General features: G+C 60.7%; 20 protein-coding genes. 10 read left to right on the plus strand and 10 right to left on the minus strand.

Features of this window, described 5'->3' with window-relative positions; all coding sequences use genetic code 11:
• The first annotated feature begins 4 nt into the window (after positions 1-4).
• Both ACXR2T_RS01455 and ACXR2T_RS01460 read left to right on the plus strand, forming a co-directional pair.
• Positions 5-484, plus strand: coding sequence for a hypothetical protein (locus tag ACXR2T_RS01455; protein WP_458839707.1), 480 nt, complete (start codon positions 5-7; stop codon positions 482-484).
• A 40-nt stretch (positions 485-524) separates the two neighbouring features.
• A complete protein-coding gene (locus ACXR2T_RS01460; RefSeq protein WP_458839705.1) occupies positions 525-2,060 on the plus strand; it encodes an ABC transporter substrate-binding protein in 1,536 nt (511 codons plus the stop codon).
• Between the two features lie 70 nt (positions 2,061-2,130).
• Here the strand turns inward: ACXR2T_RS01460 and ACXR2T_RS01465 are convergent, their stop codons facing one another.
• Genes ACXR2T_RS01465 through ACXR2T_RS01480 form a run of 4 tightly spaced genes read right to left on the minus strand, consistent with a single transcriptional unit; the run spans position 2,131 to position 5,817 of the window.
• Entirely contained in the window at positions 2,131-3,255 is a 1,125-nt protein-coding gene (locus tag ACXR2T_RS01465) for a DmpA family aminopeptidase (protein ID WP_458839703.1), read from the minus strand.
• On the minus strand, positions 3,256-3,711 hold the full coding sequence (locus ACXR2T_RS01470; RefSeq protein ID WP_458839701.1) for a hypothetical protein: 456 nt from the start codon (positions 3,709-3,711) through the stop codon (positions 3,256-3,258).
• Entirely contained in the window at positions 3,708-4,991 is a 1,284-nt protein-coding gene (locus tag ACXR2T_RS01475; RefSeq protein WP_458839699.1) for a multidrug effflux MFS transporter, read from the minus strand. Before ACXR2T_RS01475 ends, ACXR2T_RS01470 begins: the two co-directional genes overlap by 4 nt.
• Before the next feature lies 1 nt (position 4,992).
• Complete coding sequence (locus tag ACXR2T_RS01480) at positions 4,993-5,817, minus strand: helix-turn-helix transcriptional regulator (RefSeq protein ID WP_458839697.1); 825 nt, start codon at positions 5,815-5,817, stop codon at positions 4,993-4,995.
• A gap of 297 nt (positions 5,818-6,114) precedes the next feature.
• Here ACXR2T_RS01480 and ACXR2T_RS01485 point away from each other — a divergent pair, with 297 nt between their 5' ends.
• The 7 genes from ACXR2T_RS01485 (at position 6,115) to ACXR2T_RS01515 (ending at position 15,096) form a co-directional block, all read left to right on the plus strand.
• On the plus strand, positions 6,115-7,656 hold the full coding sequence (locus tag ACXR2T_RS01485; protein WP_458839695.1) for an ABC transporter substrate-binding protein: 1,542 nt from the start codon (positions 6,115-6,117) through the stop codon (positions 7,654-7,656).
• 72 nt (positions 7,657-7,728) lie between these two features.
• Positions 7,729-8,739: an ABC transporter permease gene (locus ACXR2T_RS01490; protein ID WP_458839693.1), complete on the plus strand. Its 1,011-nt coding sequence runs from the start codon at positions 7,729-7,731 to the stop codon at positions 8,737-8,739.
• Positions 8,740-8,747: 8 nt separating this feature from the next.
• Positions 8,748-9,698 carry an ABC transporter permease gene (locus tag ACXR2T_RS01495; RefSeq protein ID WP_458839691.1) on the plus strand — a complete coding sequence of 317 codons (951 nt, stop codon included), beginning with the start codon at positions 8,748-8,750 and terminating at the stop codon, positions 9,696-9,698.
• Between the two features lie 2 nt (positions 9,699-9,700).
• Positions 9,701-11,455, plus strand: a complete 1,755-nt coding sequence (locus ACXR2T_RS01500; RefSeq protein ID WP_458839689.1) for an ABC transporter ATP-binding protein — start codon at positions 9,701-9,703, stop codon at positions 11,453-11,455.
• A gap of 35 nt (positions 11,456-11,490) precedes the next feature.
• Positions 11,491-12,471, plus strand: a complete 981-nt coding sequence (locus ACXR2T_RS01505) for a GNAT family N-acetyltransferase (RefSeq protein ID WP_458839688.1) — start codon at positions 11,491-11,493, stop codon at positions 12,469-12,471.
• Positions 12,472-12,530: 59 nt separating this feature from the next.
• Positions 12,531-12,977, plus strand: a complete 447-nt coding sequence (locus ACXR2T_RS01510) for a hypothetical protein (RefSeq protein ID WP_458839686.1) — start codon at positions 12,531-12,533, stop codon at positions 12,975-12,977.
• 199 nt (positions 12,978-13,176) lie between these two features.
• The gene (locus tag ACXR2T_RS01515; RefSeq protein WP_489945470.1) at positions 13,177-15,096 is read left to right on the plus strand and encodes an HNH endonuclease signature motif containing protein; all 1,920 of its coding nucleotides are present in this window, start codon (positions 13,177-13,179) and stop codon (positions 15,094-15,096) included.
• Between the two features lie 126 nt (positions 15,097-15,222).
• On the opposite strand, the gene ACXR2T_RS01520 is transcribed toward ACXR2T_RS01515, so the two are convergent.
• The 5 genes from ACXR2T_RS01520 to ACXR2T_RS01540 all read right to left on the minus strand — a co-directional run bounded on the left by ACXR2T_RS01520 (position 15,223) and on the right by ACXR2T_RS01540 (position 20,572).
• Positions 15,223-15,702: a hypothetical protein gene (locus tag ACXR2T_RS01520; protein ID WP_458840084.1), complete on the minus strand. Its 480-nt coding sequence runs from the start codon at positions 15,700-15,702 to the stop codon at positions 15,223-15,225.
• Positions 15,703-15,807: 105 nt separating this feature from the next.
• On the minus strand, positions 15,808-16,788 hold the full coding sequence (locus ACXR2T_RS01525; protein WP_458840082.1) for an AraC-like ligand-binding domain-containing protein: 981 nt from the start codon (positions 16,786-16,788) through the stop codon (positions 15,808-15,810).
• A 55-nt stretch (positions 16,789-16,843) separates the two neighbouring features.
• Positions 16,844-17,932, minus strand: a complete 1,089-nt coding sequence (locus ACXR2T_RS01530; RefSeq protein WP_458840080.1) for an aldo/keto reductase — start codon at positions 17,930-17,932, stop codon at positions 16,844-16,846.
• A gap of 43 nt (positions 17,933-17,975) precedes the next feature.
• Positions 17,976-19,517, minus strand: coding sequence for an ABC transporter substrate-binding protein (locus ACXR2T_RS01535; RefSeq protein WP_458840079.1), 1,542 nt, complete (start codon positions 19,515-19,517; stop codon positions 17,976-17,978).
• Positions 19,518-19,597: 80 nt separating this feature from the next.
• Positions 19,598-20,572, minus strand: a complete 975-nt coding sequence (locus tag ACXR2T_RS01540) for an aldo/keto reductase (RefSeq protein WP_458840078.1) — start codon at positions 20,570-20,572, stop codon at positions 19,598-19,600.
• A gap of 186 nt (positions 20,573-20,758) precedes the next feature.
• On the opposite strand from ACXR2T_RS01540, the gene ACXR2T_RS01545 reads away from it, so the two are divergent.
• The gene (locus ACXR2T_RS01545) at positions 20,759-21,292 is read left to right on the plus strand and encodes a MarR family winged helix-turn-helix transcriptional regulator (protein WP_489945471.1); all 534 of its coding nucleotides are present in this window, start codon (positions 20,759-20,761) and stop codon (positions 21,290-21,292) included.
• An 84-nt stretch (positions 21,293-21,376) separates the two neighbouring features.
• Here the strand turns inward: ACXR2T_RS01545 and ACXR2T_RS01550 are convergent, their stop codons facing one another.
• Entirely contained in the window at positions 21,377-22,732 is a 1,356-nt protein-coding gene (locus ACXR2T_RS01550) for an NAD-dependent succinate-semialdehyde dehydrogenase (protein WP_458814037.1), read from the minus strand.
• Positions 22,733-22,771: the final 39 nt, after the last annotated feature.

Genomic DNA, 22,771 nt, shown 5'->3' on the forward strand with positions numbered 1-22,771 from the left:
GACCATGACTGAAAGCCCCTATGAACACCTGTTCGTGCGTAAGCTTCGTGATTGCCGCCTCGACATGGTGAACGAGGGCGAAGCCGCAGGGCGTCCTCTACCCGCGAATCTGAGCGCACCGTGGGCCCTCATGAGCTCGACTGAAGTGCCCGAGGCGAAGGCGTACCTCACGATGAGCTGGGTGCATCCCACCGACGAACGCGTCGACTGGGTACACGAGCACGAGCACGACTACGACGAGGTCCTCACTTGGACGGGTTCAAACCCCGACGACCCAAGTGACCTCGGCGCCGAGCTCTTTATTGATGTCGAGGGTGAACGCCACATCATCACAACGTCGGGTTCACTGTATGTGCCTGCCGGCACCAAGCACTGCCCGCTTGGTTTCAACCGGGTCGATCGACCGTTCCGTTTCATGGCACTCGCGCTCAGCGGTGACGGTCAGTATCTCCCGGCCAACGAACGCGAAGAACGTAGTGAGTGATCCGCTGCGCGGCACCACTCAAGAGCCACAGTGAATCTCGATGAATAAAATTTCACAGTCGCGATGGCAACGTAGCCTCGCGCTAGGAATCACAGGCGTATTCGCGTTGGGAGCGCTCGCTGGCTGCGCCCCCGCCGCTGACGACGCGGCCGCGGGATCGGGCGGCAACCTGACTATCGGCATGGTCGGTAATACGAAAGACGAACAGCAGCCCTATTCTGCGCAAAACTCGGTGTCGGGTGGTGCGCTGTACCAGCAGATCTACGACGGGCTGACGCGCTACGACAGTACGGGTGAAGTTGTCTATGACCTGGCTGAAGCGATGACACCCAATGACACGCTTGATGTTTGGACCATCAACCTGCGCAAAGGCGTGAAGCTGCACAACGGCGAAGAGTTCGTAGCAGACGACGCAATCGAAAGCATCAAGTACATGCTTGATCCGGAAAACGCGTTTGCGCCCTCGACCCAGATCGCGTTCGTTGATCCAGAAGGATTGACGAAGGTCGATGATTACACCGTCGAAATGAAGCTGCTGAACCCCTTTGGGCCAGTGCCAGATGCGTTCGCAGATGACCGCATCGCGATGCGGTCAATCGAGGGAGCGACCGCGGAGGAGCCGGTAGGCACCGGGCCGTTTGTGCTTGACTCATTTACGCCCGGTCAAGAAGCTACGCTCACGCGATTCGACGACTATTGGGGTGAACAGATCGAGATCGAACACCTTAAGTTCTCGTATCTGCAAGACCAGCCCGCAATCACGAACGCGCTGCGCGGCGGCCAGATCGACATCGCCTACTCGGTGCCGTTCACCGATGTGAAGACGCTCGAATCAGAGAACGGCATTGAAATTCTTGCGAGCGATAGCGCTAGCTATCAGCTGCTCGAAATGAACATGGATGAGGCTCCGTTTGACGACCCCAGGGTGCGTGAGGCATTGCGCCTCGTGGTCGACAGGGAGCGCGTCGTGGAGAACGCGTTTGGCGGCTATGCGACTGTTGCGAACGACTTCATCGGTAACAACACTTCGTGCCCGGCGCCTGACGTGCCACAGCGCAAGCAAGACATCGAACAGGCGAAGAAGCTGCTGGCGGAGGCCGGGGTCGAAAACCTCGAGCTCGAGCTCGTTACTGACGCCGCGTTCCCTGGAATGATGGAGGTCGGCCAGCTGTTTGCGCAAGACGCGCAGAAGGCCGGCGTGACGGTCAACGTGAAGAAGCTCGATGTGGCAACTTTCTTGAACCGCTGGCTTGAATGGCCGTTCATGATTGGGTTCACTTCGAACCCATACATGGTGACGGCCACAAACCATTTCCTCCCCGGTGGCGAAGAGAATGCGACTCACATGGACGACCCCGAGTACAACGAGCTTGCCGCGAAGTTGTACGCGACGGCCGACCCTGATGAACAGTGCGAGATTATCACGCAGCTTCAGTCGATTGAACACGACCGAGGCGGTGACATCGTGCCTGCGTTTTCACAGTCGATTACGGCATATCGCGATCGCGTGGAAGGCCTCACTCCCGACCTGTTTGGCCGCACAGCCTTTCAGCTCGAAGGCGTGAGTGTGCAGTAATCACACACAAGAAGTATCCCGGGGACGCAGCTCGCGCCCCCGGGATACTTCTTGTGCCGGATCACGCCACCTAGGCGGCTTCACTCCGTAGGTAGCGTTCGAGCAAGTCGAGCGGAATGCCCGGGCCACGATGCCCATCGGCGCCAATCATCTCGGGCGAAGCGACGATTGCGTTCAAGATCGCTTCTTCGGTTGCTTCGATGACCGCGTGAAACAGCGGATCGATGTGCTCGTTTGAGAGCATTTCTACCGTTGCTGTCTTGCCGCTGCCACGTTCGAACCCCGCTGGCAGTGCATCGTGCGCTGTGCTGAAGCACAGCATCAAATCACCGCTACCGTTCTCACCCGCACCGCCCACCCGAGCCACCCCGAGTGAGGCGCGCTTCGCGAGGCGAGCACACTGGTGCGGCAGCAGCGGGGCGTCGGTGGCGACGATCACGATGATCGAGCCGTCGGAGTCGCGCGTTTGATATCGCGACCCCGTAAAGTAGCGTTCTTTGGGGAGCTCCCGTGAGAACGCGCGCCCTACGGGCACGCCTGAGACCGTGAAACGTTCGCGTTCGCCGTGGTTGGCTTGCACGAGCACACCGACGGTGTATCCACCGGAGTCTGCTGGAAGCACGCGTGAAGAGGTGCCGATGCCCGCTTTGAAACCGTGGGCCATCATCCCTGTGCCGCTGCCGACGCTGCCCTCGGCTACCGACCCAGACACCGCGTTTGCGATGGCTTTATGTACGTGCTCGGGGCGCACGTGAAAGCCATTGATGTCGTTGAGCACACCGTCCCAGGTCTCGCCCACCACAGGCAGCGAGAAGAAGACCTCGTGGTCGTCTCGTGCAGCAGCTTCGTGCGCGATGAGGGTATCGCGCACGACGCCGACGCTGTGCGTGTTCGTGAGCCCGATGTAGCTCGTCAACATGCCTGATTCGCGAATCCATTCGAGCCCAGTCAATTCGCCGTTGCCGTTGAGCCTGAATGGCGCGGCGAATAGCGGGTGATGCCAGGGCTCATCGCGCGGAATCACGACTGTGACGCCTGTGCGCACCGGCCCTTCGCCCACCCGCAACTCGCCCTCACCGCTAATGAGGGTCGTGTGACCGACGCGCACCCCATCGACATCAGTAATCGCGTTGTGCGGGCCGGGCTCAAAGACGCCGAGATCGACGGGAAAACCGAGATCGCGTACGCGTGTCACTTACTCTTCCTCTCCAGAGGAGTAATTCGCGTTCAGCGACAGTGCACTGAAGTTGAAGGGGCGTGTGACATTGGTAAATCCGAGAGGACAGTGCTTGACCCCGGCCGGAATGTACACCGAACCTGAGGTTGTTACAGCATGGCGTACCCCCTCGATCTCAAAATAGAGCTCAGCGCCCAGGTCCTCAGGATTGTCGGGGTCAGTTCCCGTCCAGATCAGCATCTCGTCGTAGTCGTGCTCGTGCTCGTCGACCCAGTGGACTTCCGAATCGATAGGAAAAATCCAGGTGTGGCTCATGTGGATCTTGCTCTGCGGTACGTCGATCGAACGCATCAAGCCCAGCGGTTCGCCAACGTTCGTGGGGTTAGGTAGGCCTGCTGGTTCGCCCTCATAGATGAAATCTGAGGCACACGAGTTCATGTGCTTGACGAACAGGTGGTCGTGGATAGTAGTCATTTCTTCTCCTGTGATATTGATGACGGAAGATCCTCGATAGGTGAGGTGTGAGGCGTGCGAGTCGGATCGGGGGAGCGGCGGAGGCCGAACAGCCCAATCGCGAGGCAGCAAAACATTGTGCCGGTGACGGCCGCAGCAAGGATGAGTGGTGTCACGCCCAGCAGCGAGATGGTCGGTGCAAAAATTGGGCCGAGCGCGAGAGAGGCTGTGCCCATGAGAGCTGCTGCGGTGCCGGCGCGGCTTCCGTGATCATTGAGTGCGAGAGCGTTACCGTTTGGGAGTGTGAAGCCTGTGGAAAAAACGTACACAGCAAACCCAATGACGAACGGGACGAGCCCCCAATGCGCGAGCGCACTGACGAAGGCGATAGTAGCGCCTAGGACGGCGATGCCGAGTCCCGCTAGGAAGAGGGCTTGCGAACCAGTGCGCACGACAATCACACGACTGAGCTGTGCTCCCAGGATTGTGCAGACTGACCCCGCCGTAAAGACGAGGGAAAATGCTTGCGGTGTGAGGTCAAAGCTGGCCTGTAAGACGAAACTCGACATTGATAGATATGTGAAGAACGCCATGCCAGAGAAGGCACTTATGATGAGCAACAGTCGAAAGTGGGCTGAGCTCAGCAGCACTCGAGAATCTGCCCCGAACGAGCGTGAACCTTGAGTAGTTCGTTGATGAACGGGGTGCGATTCCTTCAACGAAAGCGCGGCGATCGTGAAGATGAGCCCGCCGAGCCCTGCGAGTACTACGAACACACCCCGCCAGTCCATCACGAGCGTCAGCACTCCGCCGAGAAGCGGTGCGAATACGGGGGTGAGTGCGCCCACCACGGTGAGCCAAGCGAGGGCTCGGGCTAGCTGCACACCAGAAAAGAGGTCGCGTGCAATTGCGAGCGCAATCACCATGCCTGCTGACCCGCCGATGCCCTGCAGTGCCCTAAAAACCAGCAGCCATTGAATCGTCGGAGCCCAAGCGCAGGCGAGAGAAAAGACGGTGAAAGCCAACACTCCGACGAGCACGGGCACACGACGTCCCCAACGGTCACTCAGCGGGCCCGCTATGAGCTGCCCGAGCCCCAGCCCCAACATGCACACGGCCATGGTGAGTTGCGCTGCAGCGTCGCTCGTCTCAAGGGTGCGCGCGAGCTCAGGCAACGCCGGCATGTACACGTCCATCGAGAGCGGGCCGAAAGACTCCAGCAGGCCTAGTAGCACGATCAGGCCGACTCCGACCTTACGCGGTGCTGCTAGCGACGTCGCCGTGCTTCTTGAACGTGGCACGCTATGAAGCTGCCTGCTCATGATGGGCGAAGTGCGCATCGCTGCGAAATTCACTCGGTGTGAACCCCACCTCGCGGCGAAAAAACCTACTGAAGTACGAAGGCTCATTGAACCCCAGCATCGCTGCAATCTGAGCGGCCGACAGATCGGTGCCGCGCAGCAGTCGCTGCGCCTCCCGAGTCACCGCCTGGCGCAGAATCTGACCGGGCGTTGAACCGGTCTCAGCGACAACCTGTTCACTCAAATGTCCCGGTGTAACCCCCAGCTTGAGCGCGCAGGTCGCCACGCTCGTACGTGCGTTAGGCGCGCGCATCGCGATCCCCTGAAACTGCTGCACGAGCGTCACCTGGGTGGACGTATGAGCGATCCGGAGCGGCGCCTGAGCCAGTTCCCACAAGAACGCGAGGGCGAGGTGCCGCCTCGATTCGATGCCCACTGCCGCTTCTAAGGCGGCGAGCAGCGAACGTAGCGCGCGCAGCGACGCCGGTGTCGGGCGCTCAGGTGCCTGGCCGAACAGTAAGAGTTCTCGCAGCTTTGGTGGAAGGGGCCCAGAAGGATCAAGAAACTCCTCAGAAAACATGAGTGCCCGGGCCGAGAGACTCTGTGTATTACGCCACAAATGCACCTGACCCGGTGCGACGACGTGAACGTAACCGGGGTGAACCCGGTAGGCTACACCGTCGATCACGTGCTCACCTGCACCGTTGTCGATCAGTACGAACTGTGCAAAGGCGTGTCGATGGGCGAAACGTACGGTGTCGGAGTCTGAGATGGTCTCGACGGCGAGATCAAGACCGATCTGGGCAGCATCATCGATGTGGTGCACGGGAAGTTCCCGCACGCACACTGAACGCATTTTCGAACGCATCTTTGCGCACCTCCTGGCATGCCGATCTGTGGCTGATCCAGTATCTTCATGGACCGTCGCCGGTTTCTTGTACAGCAGAGCAGCGGTTTTGTGTTCTGGTGCATTGCTGCCTGAAGAGCGTTGTTTCGCGCCCCGCGCCAAGCGCAGTATGGGCGGTGAGGCAGCTCACGAGAGCCCGCAACGAAGCGACCTCGTGCGCCAGGCACACAGCATCTACGCCTCATTTCCCTTGAAAACAACATGTGAGGAAGAGTCATGGGACGGTTTACCAGTAGTCGTGCTCGGGGTATTACCCGCGCGGCGGCGCTCACCCTGAGCGCCGCGCTCATCGCCACGGCAACAGCATGTGCCCCGGCTCCGAGCGACGCCGAATCATCAAGCGACACTCTCGTGCTGGGCATTGTGGGCAGCACGAAGGACGAGGTGCAACCCTACGGCGACGCGAGCGCGATCTCTAACGGCACGCTCGTGCGCCAGCTATATAACGGGCTCACGACGCTCAGCAATGACGGTGGGCTCAACTATGACCTGGCGGAGAGCATGGACCCCAACGACACGCTCGACGAGTGGACGATCCACCTGCGCGAGGGGGTGAAGCTCCACAACGGCGAGGAGTTCACCGCCGATGATGTGATCGAAAGCCTCGACTACATCCTCGACCCCGAAAACGCGTTCCCAGCAGCGACCGCCATTTCAATGGTTGACCCCGATGGCATCACAAAGGTCGATGATCACACCGTTGAGATGAAACTCACCGAACCGTACGGCCCGCTGCCGTTTGCGTTTGCGTCTGAGCGTCTGGTGATGCGCGGGCTCGACGATCCGAGTGACCCTGACACGGCGGTCGGCACAGGTCCCTTTACTCTCGATTCATTCACTGCTGGCCAAGAGGCCAAGCTCACAAAATTCGACGACTACTGGGGCGAAACGAGCGGCTTTGATCACCTGAAGCTCGCATTCTTCCAAGACCAGCAGGCCATTACGAACGCGCTACGCGGTGGCCAGATCGATGTCGCCTACTCCGTGCCCTACACCGACGTGGCCTCGCTCGAGAAAGAGCAGAACATTGAGATCCTGGTGAGCGACAGCGCAAGCTATCAGACGATCGCGATGCGCATGGATCTCGAACCGTTTGACGACCCGCGCGTGCGTGAGGCGCTTCGCCTGTCGATCAACCGGCAGCAGATTGTCGATAACGCATTTGGCGGCTTTGCTGCGGTCGCAAACGACTTCTACGGCAAGAAGAGCGACTGCCCAACACCCGATGTGGCGCAGCGCGAGCAAGACATCGAACGCGCAAAGAAGCTGCTGGCCGAGGCAGGTAAGCAGAATCTCGAGCTTGAGCTTGTCACCGACGGTGGGTTCCCAGGCATGATGGAGGTCGCGCAGCTCTTTGCTCAGAACGCAAGCGAAGCTGGCATTGACATCCAAGTCAAGAAGCTCGACGTCGCGACGTTCCTCTCGAAGTGGACAGAGTGGCCGTTCGCGGTGGCTTACGCAGGCGGCCCCTACCTGCAGGTTGTGAAGACGCACCTGCTGCCAGGTGGTGAAGAGAACACCGCGCACATGGACGACCCAGAGCTCAACGCGCTCGCCGCAAAGTTGTTTGCCACGGCCGACGAGACCGAGCAGTGCAACCTCATCACCCAGATGCAAGAGATTGAATATGAGCGCGGCGGCTACATTGTGCCGGCATTCTCACAGTCGATCACGGCATACCGCGACAACGTTCAAGGGCTCAAGAAAGATCTGTTTGGTCGCTCTGCGATTCAGTTCGCAGGCGTAACCGTCAGCTAACGAAAGCGAGGCCAGGGATCTCCCTGGCCTCGCACCGGTTGCAACCGCCACAACGAAGTGAAGGAAACGGGCATGACTGAACTTATTGCGCTGTCTCGCGCCACAGAGCAACAAACACGCTCCAGCGCACGGCGTCGCAAACTGAAGCGCATAAGCGGCAAGGTACTGCAGGGCGTTATTACGCTGCTGCTGGTTTCGGTGCTGATCTTTTTTGCCACCCAGGCGATGCCGGGTGATGTCGCCCGAGTCATTCTCGGCGTCAATGCGACCCCTGAGCGGCTCGAAACCCTGCGCGAGCAACTGGGGCTCAACCTTCCACTCTCGACGCAGTACTTCAACTGGCTCACCGGCATCTTGCGCGGTGACTGGGGCACATCGCTCACCAATGGTGCGCCCATTGCCGACATTCTCGCGATTCGCGTGCGCAACTCGGCCACGCTGGGGCTTCTCGCCATGGTGATCATGCTGCCGATCGCGCTTGTCATCGGTGTTATTGCAGCGCAAAAGCGCGACCGCGCTTTTGACAATGTGTTCATGGGAAGCTCAATGGTGGTCAACGCCGCCCCCGAGTTTGTGCTCGGCACAGTGCTCATTGCACTGTTTGGCACGACCGTGTTTCACTGGTTTCCGCCGGTCGCATTGATTCCGCCTGCAGATATGCCCTGGTGGCATATCCCCGCACTCGTTCTGCCTGTTATGACGCTCGTAATCGGTGGGGTGGCCTATCTCGCTCGCCTCGTGCGCGTCTCGTTTATCGACGTGATGCAGAGTGAATACATTCAAACAGCTCGGCTGAAAGGTCTGAGCACCAGGCGAATCCTCTACAGGCACGCGCTTCCCAACGCACTCGCCCCCATCATTCCGGCCGCATCGCTTGTCGCTGCCTTTGTGATCGGCGGCACCGTGGTGGTCGAGTATCTCTTTTCTTACCCGGGCATTGGATCGGTGCTCGTGGAAGCGGTGGGCAACCGAGACCTGCCACTCATTCAAGCCGTGGTCCTTATTATCGCGGCCGCATACTTCGTCTTTAACTTCATCGCAGACCTGCTTCAGCAGGGCGGCCAGAAGTCGCGAGAGGCCTAGGAGAAGCCATGACTCACGTAGAACCAACGGTTCACACATCAGCGCCAAATCTCGAGCCCAGCCGCAGAGTAGAAGGCCCATCTGCAGAACCTCCGGCGGGGCCAGCGGCAGAGTCCCAAGCGCAGCCCGCACGCGCCGGTGTCATGCGACGCTTCTTGGCGGTGCGTCAGGTGCGCTGGGGTATCTTGCTCGTCGTCGTCATGACGCTCGTTGCCTTTTTCGGGCACCTTGTCGCACCCTTTCCTCCCACAGAGCCCGTCTCGACACCGTACGCGCCGCCCGGCGACGGTTTGCTTCTGGGCGCTGATCAGCTGGGGCGCGATGTGCTCTCTCGTGTGCTTTCGGGCGGCGCTTACCTCGCGTGGATGGCGCCTGTAACAGCCGTCGTTGGGGTCTTCTTTGGCGCGCTCGTTGGAATGTTGGCCGCCTATTTTGGTGGCTGGGTCGACACACTACTCATGCGGTTCATGGATGTACTGCTCGCCTTTCCCGGAATCCTCATGGCGCTTCTCTTCGTCTCGATGCTTGGCCCGAGCCCTCTGTTACTCGTGCTGCTCGTGGTCGTTGCGCTCATTCCAGGAGTTGCGCGAGTGATTCGCGGCGCGACAATTCCGATTGTCAATCGTGAATACGTGCTGTGGGCGCGCGCCGTCGGCGTGAAGCCCGCATCAATCTTGACGCGTGAGGTGCTGCCAAACATTACTTCGCCGCTGCTCGTTGAACTGGGCATCAGGCTCATGTGGGCTGTCGGTATTCTCGCCTCAATCAGCTTTATCGGGTACGGAATCCAGCCGCCTACCCCCGACTGGGGGCTCATGGTGAGCGAAAACCGCACAGGTCTTGCTACCCAACCATTCGCAGTGCTTGCCCCCATCGTCATGATCGCCCTCTTCACGATTGGCGGAAACCTCATTGCCGAGGGTGGCGCCCGTGTCATCGCGCGCACAGAAGGGAATTAACCGTGACCACCATTGAAGTACGCGACCTTACTGTTTCGCTTACAAGCTCTCCCACGACCATCATCGAGCAGGTTTCCCTTTCGTTAGAAGAAGGGGAGGTGATGGGAATTGTCGGTGAGTCAGGCTCGGGCAAGAGCACGCTCGCCCTTGCGCTCTTGGGCTACACACGGCCGGGCGGCACGATTAGTGCTGGCTCTGTAAAGATTGATGGAACCGATTTACTAGCGCTTGACGAAGCGGGGCTGCGTGCGGCCCGGCGCTCTCAAGTCTCGTACATTGCGCAAGATCCCGCGACGGCGCTCAACCCGGCGATGCGTCTGTCGACGCAACTTCTCGAAGCATTAGACGGGCCCAAGGGCGAAGCAATGGCCCGAATTAGGGAAGTGCTCGAAGCGGTCGGGCTACCGAGTGATGATACATTTTTGAAGCGGCACGCAAGCGAGCTTTCGGGTGGGCAGCAGCAGCGCATTGCTATTGCGATGGCTGTCGTCGCGCAGCCGCGCCTGCTTGTACTTGACGAGCCCACTACAGGACTAGACGTTTCGACGCAGGCGAAGGTACTTGAACTCGTGCAGCGTCTGTGCGCCGAGTACCGCATTGCTGCCATCTATGTCACCCATGACCTTGCGGTCGTGGGAGAGGTCGCCGACAGCGTGACGGTTATGTACGGCGGCCAGGTTGTCGAGCAGGGCAGCGTTGAGCACGTGTTGCAGTCGCCAGCTCACCCGTACACGCGGGCGCTGCTGCGAGCGTTGCCGTCGACCCAGCAGCGCCAATACCTGATCCCGATCCCCGGCCGCGCGCCGAGCATCACCGACCGTCCAAGCGGCTGCGTGTTTGCAGAGCGCTGTGCTTTTGTGACCGACGCTTGTCGGGCGGCTGTGCCCGAGCTTGTGAGCGTAGGTGCAGTGCAAACCCGCTGTATTCGCGCAAACGAACTGGCAGCTGCCGATCCCATTCAAATTGTGCCTGCGCCGGTCCATGCGCGCGAAGCGGGAGACGCTCCGCTCCTGCGGGTGTCTGGTCTATCGGCCTCCTATGGGGCGCATAGAGTGCTAAACGACATCTCGCTTGATGTTCGTCGCGGCGAGTGTGTGGCGATCGTGGGGGAGTCTGGCTCAGGCAAGAGCACACTGTCTCGGTGTTTGATTGGTTTGCATACGCAGTGGGCTGGCGCGGTTGAGCTCGACGGTGCACCGCTTGTGCAGGCCGCGGCCAAGAGGTCCCGTGAGGCGCGCCAGAGCCTGCAATACATTTTTCAGAACCCGTTTGGGTCGTTGAACCCGAGGCTCACGGTGGGAGCCTCGCTCGCGGCGCCGCTCACCCTGTTCTCGGGGTTGCGGGGCGCGGCGGCAAAAGCTCGCATCGCCGACGTTCTTGAGCGTGTAGAAATTTCGGGCCGCATGGCCAGCATGTTTCCGGCCGAGCTCTCGGGAGGCCAGCGGCAACGCGTCGCAATCGCCCGTGCGCTCCTAGCCGAGCCGACGGTGCTTATTTGTGACGAGGTGACCAGTGCGCTCGACGTTTCGGTGCAGGCTTCGGTCGTCGAACTGCTGCGTAGCCTGACCGATGACGGGTTGGGCATGATCTTTGTCACCCACAATCTGGCGGTCGTGCGCAGCATCGCGGACTCTGTAGCGGTGCTCAACCAGGGGGTCATTGTCGAGCACGGCGATGTTTCGAGCGTGATGGACGCCCCACAAGACCTCTACACGCAGGGACTGCTCGCTGACACACTCGACCTGCCCGTTGTCTGACCGGCATTTCGTGCCCCATTCTTAGGAGACTCGCGTTGAACCCTCAACTCAACACTGCGCTCGCAGGGATTACTGCACTCATCGAACATTCTGCCGCCGAGTGGAACGCGCGCGACGCTACGCTTGACCCGCAATTACCCGATCGCGACGTCAAATCGGGGGGTGAATTTCTGGTCGAATTCGATCCCCACGGCATAGCTGCGGGCGGCGTGCGCACGCGTGTGAGCGTCGACCCAGGCGCTCCTGAGGCGATCTGGGGAGCAGCTGAACGCGAGGACTTTGCGCTGCGGTGGGACGGTGAGCCGGGCCCTCTGGGGGCACTGCTCGACGCTTGGCTTACAGACGCTGCCACTGCTTCGTGGCGTACGCCAAACCCCTGGGATACCGCGCTTACACTCACCGCCCCCGCACGCGACTCCGCTCTCGCGATCCCGCTGCTTGAGCGCGGCTTCGCGCTCGTGGGCGTTGCTGGGATCCGGATCGGGGCCCGCGGTGCGAGCGAGGCTCGCGCCCGTGATGCACTCACTGCGGCGGGGCTGTGGGTGCGGCCTGCCAGCGCAGCTGATCTCGATCTACTCGCCGAGCTTGACAGTGAGCTGCTCGCGCACGATGCCCAGCACGGTTCAGTGACGGTGCGACAGGGGGCGCAGGCGGTGTTGCGCGCAATGATCGCCGAGCGTTTGGCGCAAAATCCAAGCTGGACCTGGATCGTTGAAGACGAGACGGGCGCTGCGGGGTATCTCAGTATTGAGATCGATGCACCAAGACACCGGGCAATGTGCGCAGAGGGTGGTTCTATTGCCCACCTGCAAGCCATGTATCTGCGGCCGCGTGTGCGCGGTGGTGGCCTTGGGGAGGCGCTCGTCGAGTTCGGTCACGCTCGCATCGAAGCAGTTGGCATCGAGCGGGTGCAGCTTGATTATGCCGCGCTCAATCCGAGGTCGGGGCCGTTCTGGTGCCGCATGGGGTACAGGCCGCTGTGGCACCACTGGCAGCGGCGCCCGGCGAAGATCTGACACTGCTGCACCGGACCAAAGTTTTAGAGCCTAACGAAATACCTAGAGAAAGAGGAAACATGAGTGATTACGAGCGCTTATTCGTGCGCAACATGCCACACACGAAAGATGAGTTCGAGGCTGAGGGTGATCAGGCAGGGCTGCCTGATCCCGAAAACCTTGGCCAGGGGTACTGGTTGATGAACTCTGACCTGGTGCCCGAGGCACAAGCGAACATGACCCATGTGTGGGTGCACGAAAGTGATCAAGAGACATTGTGGGTGAACCCGCACGTGCACGACTACGATGAGATTCTCATTTGGACGGGTTCAAACCCTGACGATCCGCACGATCTCGGGGCAGAGATCTACATGGACATCGACGGCGAGCGGCATGTGATCACCACGTCGGGTTCTGTCTACATTCCCGCTGGTACGGTGCACTGCCCGCTGGGCTTTACGCGTGTTGACCGCCCGTTCCGGTTCAGCGCGCTTTCGCTTGCGCCTAAGTACAAGAGCAAGGTCTAATAAGGATTGAGTTCTATACCCTGGGGTCTGCGTTTACGCGGGCCCCAGGGTTTTTCTGTGGTTGTGGTTGTGGTCGGTTATGGTTGTGGCTGTGTGTTGGGTTGTGGGCGCCCCTGCGGGCGACCAACGCGGTAGTTACTAGTTTCGACTGTTTTGATTCTTTCGAACACGTTTCTCGTATATGTGTTATGCTTGGATCATGTCCAGCAACGTTGCTGGGACAGAGGATTTGACCGTTGAAGCTGAAGCGGAGCAGCTTGTGTCAGGTCTGGCTGACCTTTCTGAGCGTATGGGTGACCGCGAGTTCGCACTCATCGCAGATGACTCCCTGCTCGCCCTCGTAACCGGGCTTGAGCAGGCGTCCCGGCAGCTCGAAGCGTTGATTGTGCGGGCCGAGGGCACGGTGGTGGAGCGTTGCGTGGGTGATACGCGTGAGACGCTTGCGGGCCGGTTGGGGTGTCGCGACGGGGTTGATGTGCTGCAGCGCATTACGCGTAGGTCTCATCGGCTGCTGCGGCAGCGTGCCCTGCTCGCGAGTGACCTACGCCCTGACCAAGGGTATTCGGGTGGTGTGATTGGGCCCGTGTTTCCGGCGATCGCGGCCGCGTTTTATGCGGGCGATGTGTCGTTTGAGACAGCGCAGATGATTGCTGACGCGCTGCGCAAGGTGCCCGGTCATGTTGATCCGGCGGAGGTGGCAGAGGCTGAGCGGTGCATTGTGAATCAAGCGGCGGGGTATCCCGAAGACCACGGCCTTGCAGGTGCTGCGGGTGATGCTGACCTTGATGCTGGCGCTGATGCTGATGCTGATGCTGATGCTGATGTTGACGCGGCCGGCGATGTTGATGCGGGTGTGGTGGCGGAGCGGTTGCCGGTGGGGCATGACACGGTGCGCGAGATTTGCGCGTATTGGGTGACGGCGCTTGATCAAGACGGGCCTGAGCCTGACGAGGAGTCGGTGCTTGCTCGTCGTTCGTTTCGGTTGGGGCGTATGTGGCGGGGCCTGGTGCCCGTGCGTGGGGCGCTCACGCCCGAGGTGGCGGCGCTGCTGGGCAACTTGATCACGGCGCTCAACTCCCCGAACACAGCAACCAACACGGCCGACCCGGCGAGCGCGGCCGACCCGGCGAGCGCGGCCGACCCGGCGAGCGCGGCCGACCCGGCGAGCGCGGCGGACCCGGCGAGCGCGGCGGACCCGGCGAGTGCGGCCGACCCGGGCAACATGACCGACTCAACCGAGTCAGCCGTGTCAACCGACAACCCGACGGGTGATCTTTCCGAGGCGTCGCGGGTGCGGTTTCGTGTCGCTGATGAACCAGACTCCGAAGATCTTGAGCCCGACTTGACGCCCCGGCCAGAGGATGCCCGGTCGCAGGGGCAGAAGATGCATGACTCGCTCATGTTGATCGCTCAGATGGCCGGGCAGGCCGCCGAGATGCCTACTCAGGGTGGGGCGCCGGTGACGGTACTCATTCAGACGACCCAGGCCGAGCTGGCGGCGAGCCTGGCCCGCGATATCGCGCGCGCCGATCAGGCTGAAGCGCAGCAGGCGGCGGGCCGCGGCGGCACGCACGCTGGTGGTGGCCGTACCAGCACGGGTGTGCAGGGCCGGCCCGAGCGGGTGGGGGCGGCGTGGCTACACGGTGCTGACGGGGTGCCGGTGCCGGTGGGGTTTGCGGCGGTGCGGCACAGCATGTGTGCGGGCGCGACGCAGCGGGTGCTGGTGGGTGAGACGGGGCGGATTGTGGGGCTTGAGAGCCCGGCCCGGTTGTTTACGGCGGTGCAGCGGCGGGCGATCACGGCGCGTGATGGGGGTTGTGTGATTCCCGGGTGCACGGTGCCGGGGGCGTGGTGTGAGGTGCATCATGTGACGGGGTGGGCGGCCGGTGGGAAGACGACGCCTGAGAATGGCGTTTTGTTGTGTTGGTGGCATCACCGCAGTGTGGAGGCGGGTGGCTGGCATGTGCGTATGGTGGCGGGGTTGCCCGAGGTGCGGGGGCCGAGGTGGTGGGATCCCGGTATGGTGTGGCGGCCGGCCAGGTCGGTGTGGGCGGTGGCGATGGAGCATGTGGCGGGGCGGGCGGTGCCGGGGCAGCAGCGCAGGCCGCGAACGGGGTAAAAGAATCCTCCTGGGACGAGTGTGTCCACAGGAGGAATACTGTGCCCCCAGAGGTTTTGGCCGCCGTTGCAGATCGCTGGAGCTAGCGGCCTTATCACTAGCCCCAGCGATCTGTCTGACGCAGATCTAGCGATCTGCGTCAGACATGATGCGCCCGTCTTCGTCAGAGCCGTAGTTTGAACTCAGTGACAGCGCGCTGAAGTTGAACGGCCGGGTCACCTTCGTGAAGCCGAGCGGGCAGTGCCGGGTGCCGGCGGGAATATAAATAGAGCCCGAGGTCGTTACAATGTGCCGAACACCCTCGATGTCGATATAGATCTCGGCACCCAGATCCTCAGGATTATCGGGGTCAGTGCCGGTCCAGATGAGAATCTCGTCGTAGTCGTGCTCGTGCACGTTGACCCAGTGGTGAGGTTCGTCGGTCTCAAAGATCCAGGTGTGGCTCATGTGAATCTTGCTCTGCGGCACCTCATCAGCGCGCATCAACCCGAGCGGGGTGCCCGTATTTGGTGGCGAAGGGAGACCCGCCGCGTCACCCTCATTGGTGAAGTCCTCGCCAATATTGGGCATCTCCTTGACAAACAGGTGGTCATATTTTCCGGTCATTTTTCCTCCATTGGATTGTCGAAACGATGTGTGTTGAGATCTGTATCCACCCTATGAACAGGGACAAATAAGAGCGATGCACCTGGCGTGGGTTAGCTGGTACTTTTAGTGGCTGTGCTCAGCAGAACCATTGTGTGCGTGCGAACGAAACTCGCGTGGAGTCACACCGGTGTGACTGCGGAAGAGCTTGCTAAAGTGCGCGGCGTCAACAAAGCCTGAGCGCGATGCGATCACCGAAATAGCGTGGTGCGCGAGTCGAACGTCTGCGAGTTCTCTCTGACATCGTTCGAGCCTACGCGCGCGAATCCACGCCGAGACGCTCACGCCTTCAGCGCGAAACAGGCTATGCAAGTGGCGCACCGAAATGTAGTGCGCTGCAGCGATCTGCGGCGGGCTGAGAGTCGGTGACGCCAGGTTTGAGTCTATGTAGTCTCGAACCTCCTGCAGCAGTCGATACTTAGGATCGAGCGCAACAGGGTCCGTGCCGAGCTGGTCGAGGCAGACCGCCTCGACCAGCCCCACGGTGGAACGCGCAATGTGCGTTCCACCGACGGCGCTCGAATGCGCAGTTGCCTGCGGGACGAGCGGTAGGTGCTGCGCGAGCAGCGCCGTGACAGGTGATGCGGGGCACAATCGAGATGCTACGAGTTGATCCATGAGTTCGAGCGGAATATCTAGTGTTTCCTTGGGTAGCATGAACACAAAGTTGCGAAACTCGGCGTCGAACTCGAGCGAGTAGGGCCTTCCAGTGTCATAGATTGCGATATCGCCCGGGCTCAGGGTGAGCTCTCGGTTATCTTGCACCAACAGGCCGCGCCCAGACAGCAGCACGCCCACCTTGTAGTACTCGCTGCGTCCGCGACTGATGAGCTGGGGCGTGCGCTCAACCTCGTGCGCACCTGCCGCAACCTCAGCGAATGCGAATCTATCTACACGGGTGCTGCATACCCGGCCTTGAAACTCGGGCGTGGGTTTGTGCCGCACCGCGAGCGGCACAAACGAATCAGAGACTGCTTCGCGAAACTCCGCGAAGCTTGTGATGTTCTGGCTGACACTGTGCGCGATGGGGGCGCCTGTCACAGTCATGATGACTCCTTATGCGTAGCTGTCCAACCTGCGGTGTGAAGAAGAAGCGTGAGAACTAAGCTGCGGCTGAACCAACTCCCTCAGGGTTCTTCGGGGGCTCGGGCACCTCGCCCGAAACGCGATCGCGCACGACATAACTGGCCGGATCATCGCTCAGCGTGGTGCCCCAGGACGCGTCGGGCGAGACCACGTCTGCGTCAAACCAGAAGGGGGCCGCTGCCGCGAGGATCTCATCGCGTGAGTGACGGGCAAGAAGATCAAACGCGCCGAGATTCTCAGCGGTTTGGGTCGGGGTGCGTGAACCAATGAGCACGTTGGAGGTGTGCTGGTTCAGTAGCGGAACAGCGATTGCGAGCTGCGCCACGGTGGCGCCCAAGCTTGTGGCGGCGTCTCGCATGGCATCTACGCTGGCGCGAATGCGCGAGTGTGTGCCGCCAATATCGCCGCCGATGATGCGTGTTGACCCGGTGTCACCGAAGATGAGGCCGCCCTCAAAGGTGTCAGATGCCTGAATGGTGAGCCCCTGGCTCTTGCAGAGCTCGAACATAGGTGCGCCCTCAGGGATCGTGCGTCGAGTGAGACCATATTTGAGCTGTGCGTAGTCAGGAGCCTGCAGCCCAATGCTGTTCGCTTCGGCCGTGGCACGCGAGATTTCTGCGGCCGACCAATTGTTGACGCACCAGCCGCGCACCCTGCCGGTGTCGATGAGCTCCTTTATCTGCTCGAGCGTGGGCAGATAGGTTTCTGGTGTTATCATCACGTCGCCGAGCACCAGGAACTCTGCGTAGTCGGTGCCGTGGCGCTGTAGAATCGCATCGAGCTGAGCCGCGAGTGGCTGCACTGGGCGCCCGAGCGTCTCAGGCAGCCAGCCCTTCGCCGCGATCTGGTATTGATCTCGTGTAAGGCTGAGCTCACGCATCGCGCGCGCCAACACGATGTCGGTATCACCGTCGCTCGGATGCTCGAGGGCATAGCCGTAAATGCCAATGTCGAAAAGCGTGGCACCCGACGAAATAGCAAGGTCTACGGTCTCGATGACCTCGGTCAGTGAGGCGCGATCCCAAGTATTCCAAGAGCCGAGCGCGAGCGTTGAAACTTCGAGACCCGAGGGGCCGCTGATTCTGGTGGGGACGTGAAAAGTCACAAATTTCTCCTATATATATCAGTGAATGAGTGCGATCTCGGGGTCAGTTTTCGACGGTGACGCCGTCGAGACGCCAGGCCGAACGCCCGTAGAGATCGGGCTGCAGGCCATCGACCTTATCTGAGAAGACCGTCACCTTCTTGGCGTAGATCGGCACAATGTATCCGCCTCGCTCGTGTTCAATCTGCTGCATCTGGGTGATGTAACCGCACTGTTCTGCTTCGTCAGCGGTGGCCGATAACTTCTTGACGAGTTCGTTGTACTCAGAGTCATCGAAATGGGTGCCGTTTTCTGAACCACCGGGGCTAAAGTGCCCTGTAGCCGTCACGAAGTACGGGCTTGAGGTGTGTCCGACGTAGAAGGGCCACTCGAGCCACTGATCGAGGAACGTGGCTACGTCGAGCTTGCGTACCGTGGTCTTGATGCCGAGCTTTGACACGTCTCCGGTGATGAGCTGCGCCATCTCTGACATGCCTGGAAGAGCTCCATCTGTAACAATTTCAAGTTCGATATCCTCGGCGCCCGCTTCGGCCAGCAGCTTCTTTGCTGCTTCAAGATCTTGCTTGCGCTGCGGTACGTCGGGGGTAGGGCAGGCAGTGTTCTTGCCGATGAAGTCGTTTGCTACCGAAGCGAAACCACCGAACGCATTCTCGACGATCAGGTCGCGGTCGACGGCCAAGCGGATCGCTTCGCGCACGCGTGGGTCGTCAGTCGGAGTGGTGTCAACGCGCATGCCCACCAGGGGAGTGGCCGCGGTTTCGTGTACGAGAGTGTCAAGCCCCGGGGTTTCCTGGAGCGCCGGAATATCGGGGAACGCGATGCCGTGCGCGACATCGATCTGCCCGCCCCTAATGGCGTTTGAGACGGCTTGTTGATCTTGGAAGAACGTAAATGTGACGGTGTCCAGCGTGGCGGGGTCGCCCCAGTAATCATCGAACTTCGTGACGACGGTCTGCTGGCCCGGTGCGAAAGATTCGATCTTAAAGGGGCCTGTTCCCACCGGCTCGTCGACGCTTGCGCCTTTGAGGCTGCGCATAAGGATCCGGTCCATCGAGAACATCTGGCGCACGAGACCGTAAGGCTCGTCGAGGTGAAGATTGATGGTGTGATCATCAACGATCTCCATACTCTCTGGGGTCATAAAGTCGAGGTACTTGGCAAATGCCCACGCATTTTCGGGGTCGATCATCCAGTTGATGCTCTCCACCACGTCTTCTGCGGTGAAATCTTCGCCGTTGTGCAGCTTCACACCCTCGCGCAGCTTGATTGTCCACTCATCGAGTGAGTCACCCGGCTCAATAGATTCGGCGAGCTTGTAGACCAACTCCCCGTCGCCATTGGTCGCGGCCAGACCCTCATAGAGCTGGTCGTAGACAGCACCGCCTGAAACGGAGCCCTGCTGCGCGTAGGGCTGTAGTACGTCAGAGCTGCTGCCCACCATGCCGACGGTGATGGCGCTCTGTGACGTCTGCGCGTTGCCGCCCTCAGACTTCGCTGCTGGGGCACAGGATGCGAGGGTCGTGGCCAGCGTGACCGACAGTATGACTGCGCCCAAGCGGGTGCGAAGTGTCGAATTGGTATTCATGATTCTCCTTGGATTTTGATTGCCGCGTCGTTGCGGTGTGCCCAGCGAGGCTGAGCCGATGTGAGCAAGGTAGTCGTGGGTTATTTCGTGAGTTCACCGACGGTGAGTTCGCGATCATTTTGTGACAGATCGGCGAGCAGCGCCCTGATACGTGAAGGCCCTTCGCGGTCGAGGAGGGGCAGCGCGCCAACGTTTTCTTGCAGCTGGGCGACACTACTCATGCCCGCGAGCACAGACGCTACACGTGGCCCCGTAAGCGCGAATGCAAGGGCGAGCTGCGCTGGGGTGGCCCCGACGCTGTTTGCGATGTCGGCAAACTCGGGTGAAACTCGTTCAGCGTGCTCTGTCATGCCCTCGGGGCCCAGCGGGCGCGTGCTTGCAAAGCTGGGGCGGCCGGCGAGCACGCCCACTGCGAGTGCGTTTGAAACCTGGATCGCAAGGTCGAACTCTGCGATGAGATCTTGCAGCTCTTGGTCTTCGGCCATCTTGCGTGCGATGGCGCTGTAGGGAATCTGTAAAACGGTCGGTAGTGGCATTCCCTCGCGCTGCGCGAATTCACACGCTTCGCGTAGTTCGCCCGCGGTCGCATGATTAATGCCCCAGTGTCGGGCAAGACCGGCTTCAATGACACCGGCCATTTGTGTGACGATGTCGGTCATGTCAACTTTTGTGCCGAAGTAGTAAGCGGTATCGGGATTTTCGATCACGAGGTCGGCATAGTCAACCTGCGCACGCGGCAGGGACTCAGCGAGCTGTGCCTTAAAACTCGGGCGGGGGCCTCCGTACCAGAGCTTTTCGGTGTGTAAATAGTCTTCGCGGGCGATGCCCGCGGCCTCCCGGGCGAATCCAAACCGAATATCGGTGGTTGAGACTGGTGTTTCAGGAAAAGCGGCCGATGCGTAGTGGCCCACATCAAACCAGGTTGCTCCCGCAGCGTGTGCGGCCCCGATGAGTTCGGTTGCTTCGGTCAGACTGAGCCGGTCATACACGTGGTACGAGCCCAAGGCGAGGGTGGGGACCTGAAGTTCAGAGTGTCCAAGGCGACGATGCTCCATTGATTCCTCTCGTGACACGCTGCGCGACTGTGCGGAGCGTTGAAATAACAATATCGTCCAAATTAAGATTGTCTAGATCTGAACAATCTAATTGTGAACTATCGTTACCGTTTGGTTATCCTGGTTAGAGGGTGGCGTGCTTGACGCGGGTGCTCTAGGCAACGTGCACAAACAGGGGAGAAGGATATGGCGAAAACAATGAAGAATCAGCCGCCGCTCGAACTCGAGATGTGGGAGGTGCGCAACCTCGCAACACGTATTGTGCCCGCAGAAGTGGCGGGTGTTGACGCCGCGGCAATGCGGCTGTGTATGACGCTGCGCACGGCATCAAATATGGTCTTCTACGACCTGCGCGAGCATCTGTCGGGTCATACCGACCTCAACGGAGCTATGCTCAACGTGCTTTTAATGGCTCACCTCAATGAAGAGATCGAGTTGCGTCGCATTATCAAGTTTGCAAATCTCAAGAAAGCGACCGCATCGGCGCTAGTTGACTCGATGGTCAAGCAAGAGTTGCTCTCGCGCCGCACTTCACCAGATGATCGCAGGGTGCTTCTCTTGTCGTTGACCACCAAAGGGCGAGAATTGTTCGCCGACGCGTTTCGTGAGTACAACGCGCGCGAGCAACGGTGGGCGGCGCTGCTCACCGAAGACGAGCGTGAAACTTTGATCACTATTCTCATGAACATGGTCAATCGCGGTATTGAAAGCGGCGACTGAGACGCCGCGACACGCGCACCGACAGTGAACGTAGAAGGGCCCGCAAACCGGTTGGTTTGCGGGCCCTCGTTGCTACTGGGCTAATTAGCCAGCGAAGCGGAAGAGCTTCTTGTTGGCGAACTCCAGCATGCCGCCCTTGCCGAGCTCGCGGCCGTAGCCCGACTTCTTCACGCCACCGAAGGGCACGTCTGCGCCCTCGAGGCCTGCGCCGCCGATGAAGACCATGCCCACGTCGAGCTGGTTGCCGATCTCTTCTGCGCGCTCGAGGTCATCACAGATGACGACCGAGCCGAGGCCGTAGGGCGACGAGTTTGCGAGTTCGATCGCCTCTTCGTCGCTCGAGACCTTGTACAGCTGTGCGACGGGGCCGAAGAGCTCCTGGCTGTACACGTCCATCGCGGGGGTGATGTTGGTGATCACCGTGGGGGTGTAGAGGTTGCCCTCGGGGGTGTTATCGCCCACGAGCACCTCGGCGCCCTGGTCGAGCGCACCCTGCACCTGTGCAGTGAGGTTCTTCGTCGCGGCGTCAGACGACATGGGGCCAAAGTCGCCCGCCTCGTACGACTGGCCAGCGATGGCGGCCTTGAACTTCTCAGCGAACTCGTCGAAGTACTTGTCCATGACGACGATGCGCTTCGAGCCGTTGCACGCCTGGCCGGTGTTCTCCATGCGGCCGCCGACGGCGTGCTCAACAGCGTGGTCGAGATCGTCGGTGTCGAGCACGAGGAAGACGTCAGAGCCGCCCAGCTCGAGCACACACTTCTTAAGCTCGCGGCCGGCCTGCTCGGCCACGATTGCGCCCGCGCGCTCCGACCCGGTGAGCGAGATGCCCTGCACGCGATCGTCCTTGATGATGTCGGCGATCTGGTCGTGCGTCGCGAAGATGTTGACGTAGGCGCCCTTGGGGAAGCCAGCGTCGAGGAACAGCTGCTCGAGTGCAAGGGCTGACTCGGGGCACTGTGCCGCGTGCTTCAGCACGATCGTGTTGCCCAGCACCAGGTTGGGCACTGCGAAGCGTGCGACCTGGTAGTAGGGGTAGTTCCAGGGCATGATGCCGAGGATCACGCCGGTGCCCTGGTGGCGCACGAAGGTCTTGAGGCCGTCTTCGACCTCGAGTACCTCGTCGGCGAGCCACTTCTCAGCGTTGTCGGCGAATGCTGCGGTGATGGCGCCCGAGAACTCGGCCTCGCCCACAGACTGCTCGAGGGGCTTGCCCATCTCGCGGTTGATGATCGCGCCGAGCTCGTCCTTGCGCTCGTCGAACAGTTCTGCTGCGCGCTTTGCGAGTGCTGCGCGCTCGGCAACGCTGGTCTTGCGTGCCCACTCCTTGTAGGCGCTCTGCGCCGAGGTGAGTGCCGCCTCGATGTCGGCGGCGGTTGCGTCGGGGTACTCGGCAACGGTCTCGCCCGTGGCCGGGTTGATGACGGCGAACGTGCTCATCAGACTGACTCCTTCAGTAACGTCGTTGTGGTGGATGAC

Source organism: Leucobacter faecis, assembly GCF_054456635.2.

Excerpts from the sequence above, each read along its gene's own strand:
- ACXR2T_RS01455 (WP_458839707.1), top strand. The coding sequence starts at position 5 with ATGACTGAAAGCCCCTATGAACACCTGTTCGTGCGTAAGCTTCGTGAT.
- ACXR2T_RS01460 (WP_458839705.1), top strand. The coding sequence starts at position 525 with ATGAATAAAATTTCACAGTCGCGATGGCAACGTAGCCTCGCGCTAGGA.
- ACXR2T_RS01470 (WP_458839701.1), bottom strand. The coding sequence starts at position 3,711 with ATGACTACTATCCACGACCACCTGTTCGTCAAGCACATGAACTCGTGT.
- ACXR2T_RS01485 (WP_458839695.1), top strand. The coding sequence starts at position 6,115 with ATGGGACGGTTTACCAGTAGTCGTGCTCGGGGTATTACCCGCGCGGCG.
- ACXR2T_RS01490 (WP_458839693.1), top strand. The coding sequence starts at position 7,729 with ATGACTGAACTTATTGCGCTGTCTCGCGCCACAGAGCAACAAACACGC.
- ACXR2T_RS01495 (WP_458839691.1), top strand. The coding sequence starts at position 8,748 with ATGACTCACGTAGAACCAACGGTTCACACATCAGCGCCAAATCTCGAG.
- ACXR2T_RS01510 (WP_458839686.1), top strand. The coding sequence starts at position 12,531 with ATGAGTGATTACGAGCGCTTATTCGTGCGCAACATGCCACACACGAAA.
- ACXR2T_RS01515 (WP_489945470.1), top strand. The coding sequence starts at position 13,177 with ATGTCCAGCAACGTTGCTGGGACAGAGGATTTGACCGTTGAAGCTGAA.
- ACXR2T_RS01520 (WP_458840084.1), bottom strand. The coding sequence starts at position 15,702 with ATGACCGGAAAATATGACCACCTGTTTGTCAAGGAGATGCCCAATATT.
- ACXR2T_RS01525 (WP_458840082.1), bottom strand. The coding sequence starts at position 16,788 with ATGACTGTGACAGGCGCCCCCATCGCGCACAGTGTCAGCCAGAACATC.
- ACXR2T_RS01535 (WP_458840079.1), bottom strand. The coding sequence starts at position 19,517 with ATGAATACCAATTCGACACTTCGCACCCGCTTGGGCGCAGTCATACTG.
- ACXR2T_RS01540 (WP_458840078.1), bottom strand. The coding sequence starts at position 20,572 with ATGGAGCATCGTCGCCTTGGACACTCTGAACTTCAGGTCCCCACCCTC.
- ACXR2T_RS01545 (WP_489945471.1), top strand. The coding sequence starts at position 20,759 with ATGGCGAAAACAATGAAGAATCAGCCGCCGCTCGAACTCGAGATGTGG.
- ACXR2T_RS01550 (WP_458814037.1), bottom strand. The coding sequence starts at position 22,732 with ATGAGCACGTTCGCCGTCATCAACCCGGCCACGGGCGAGACCGTTGCC.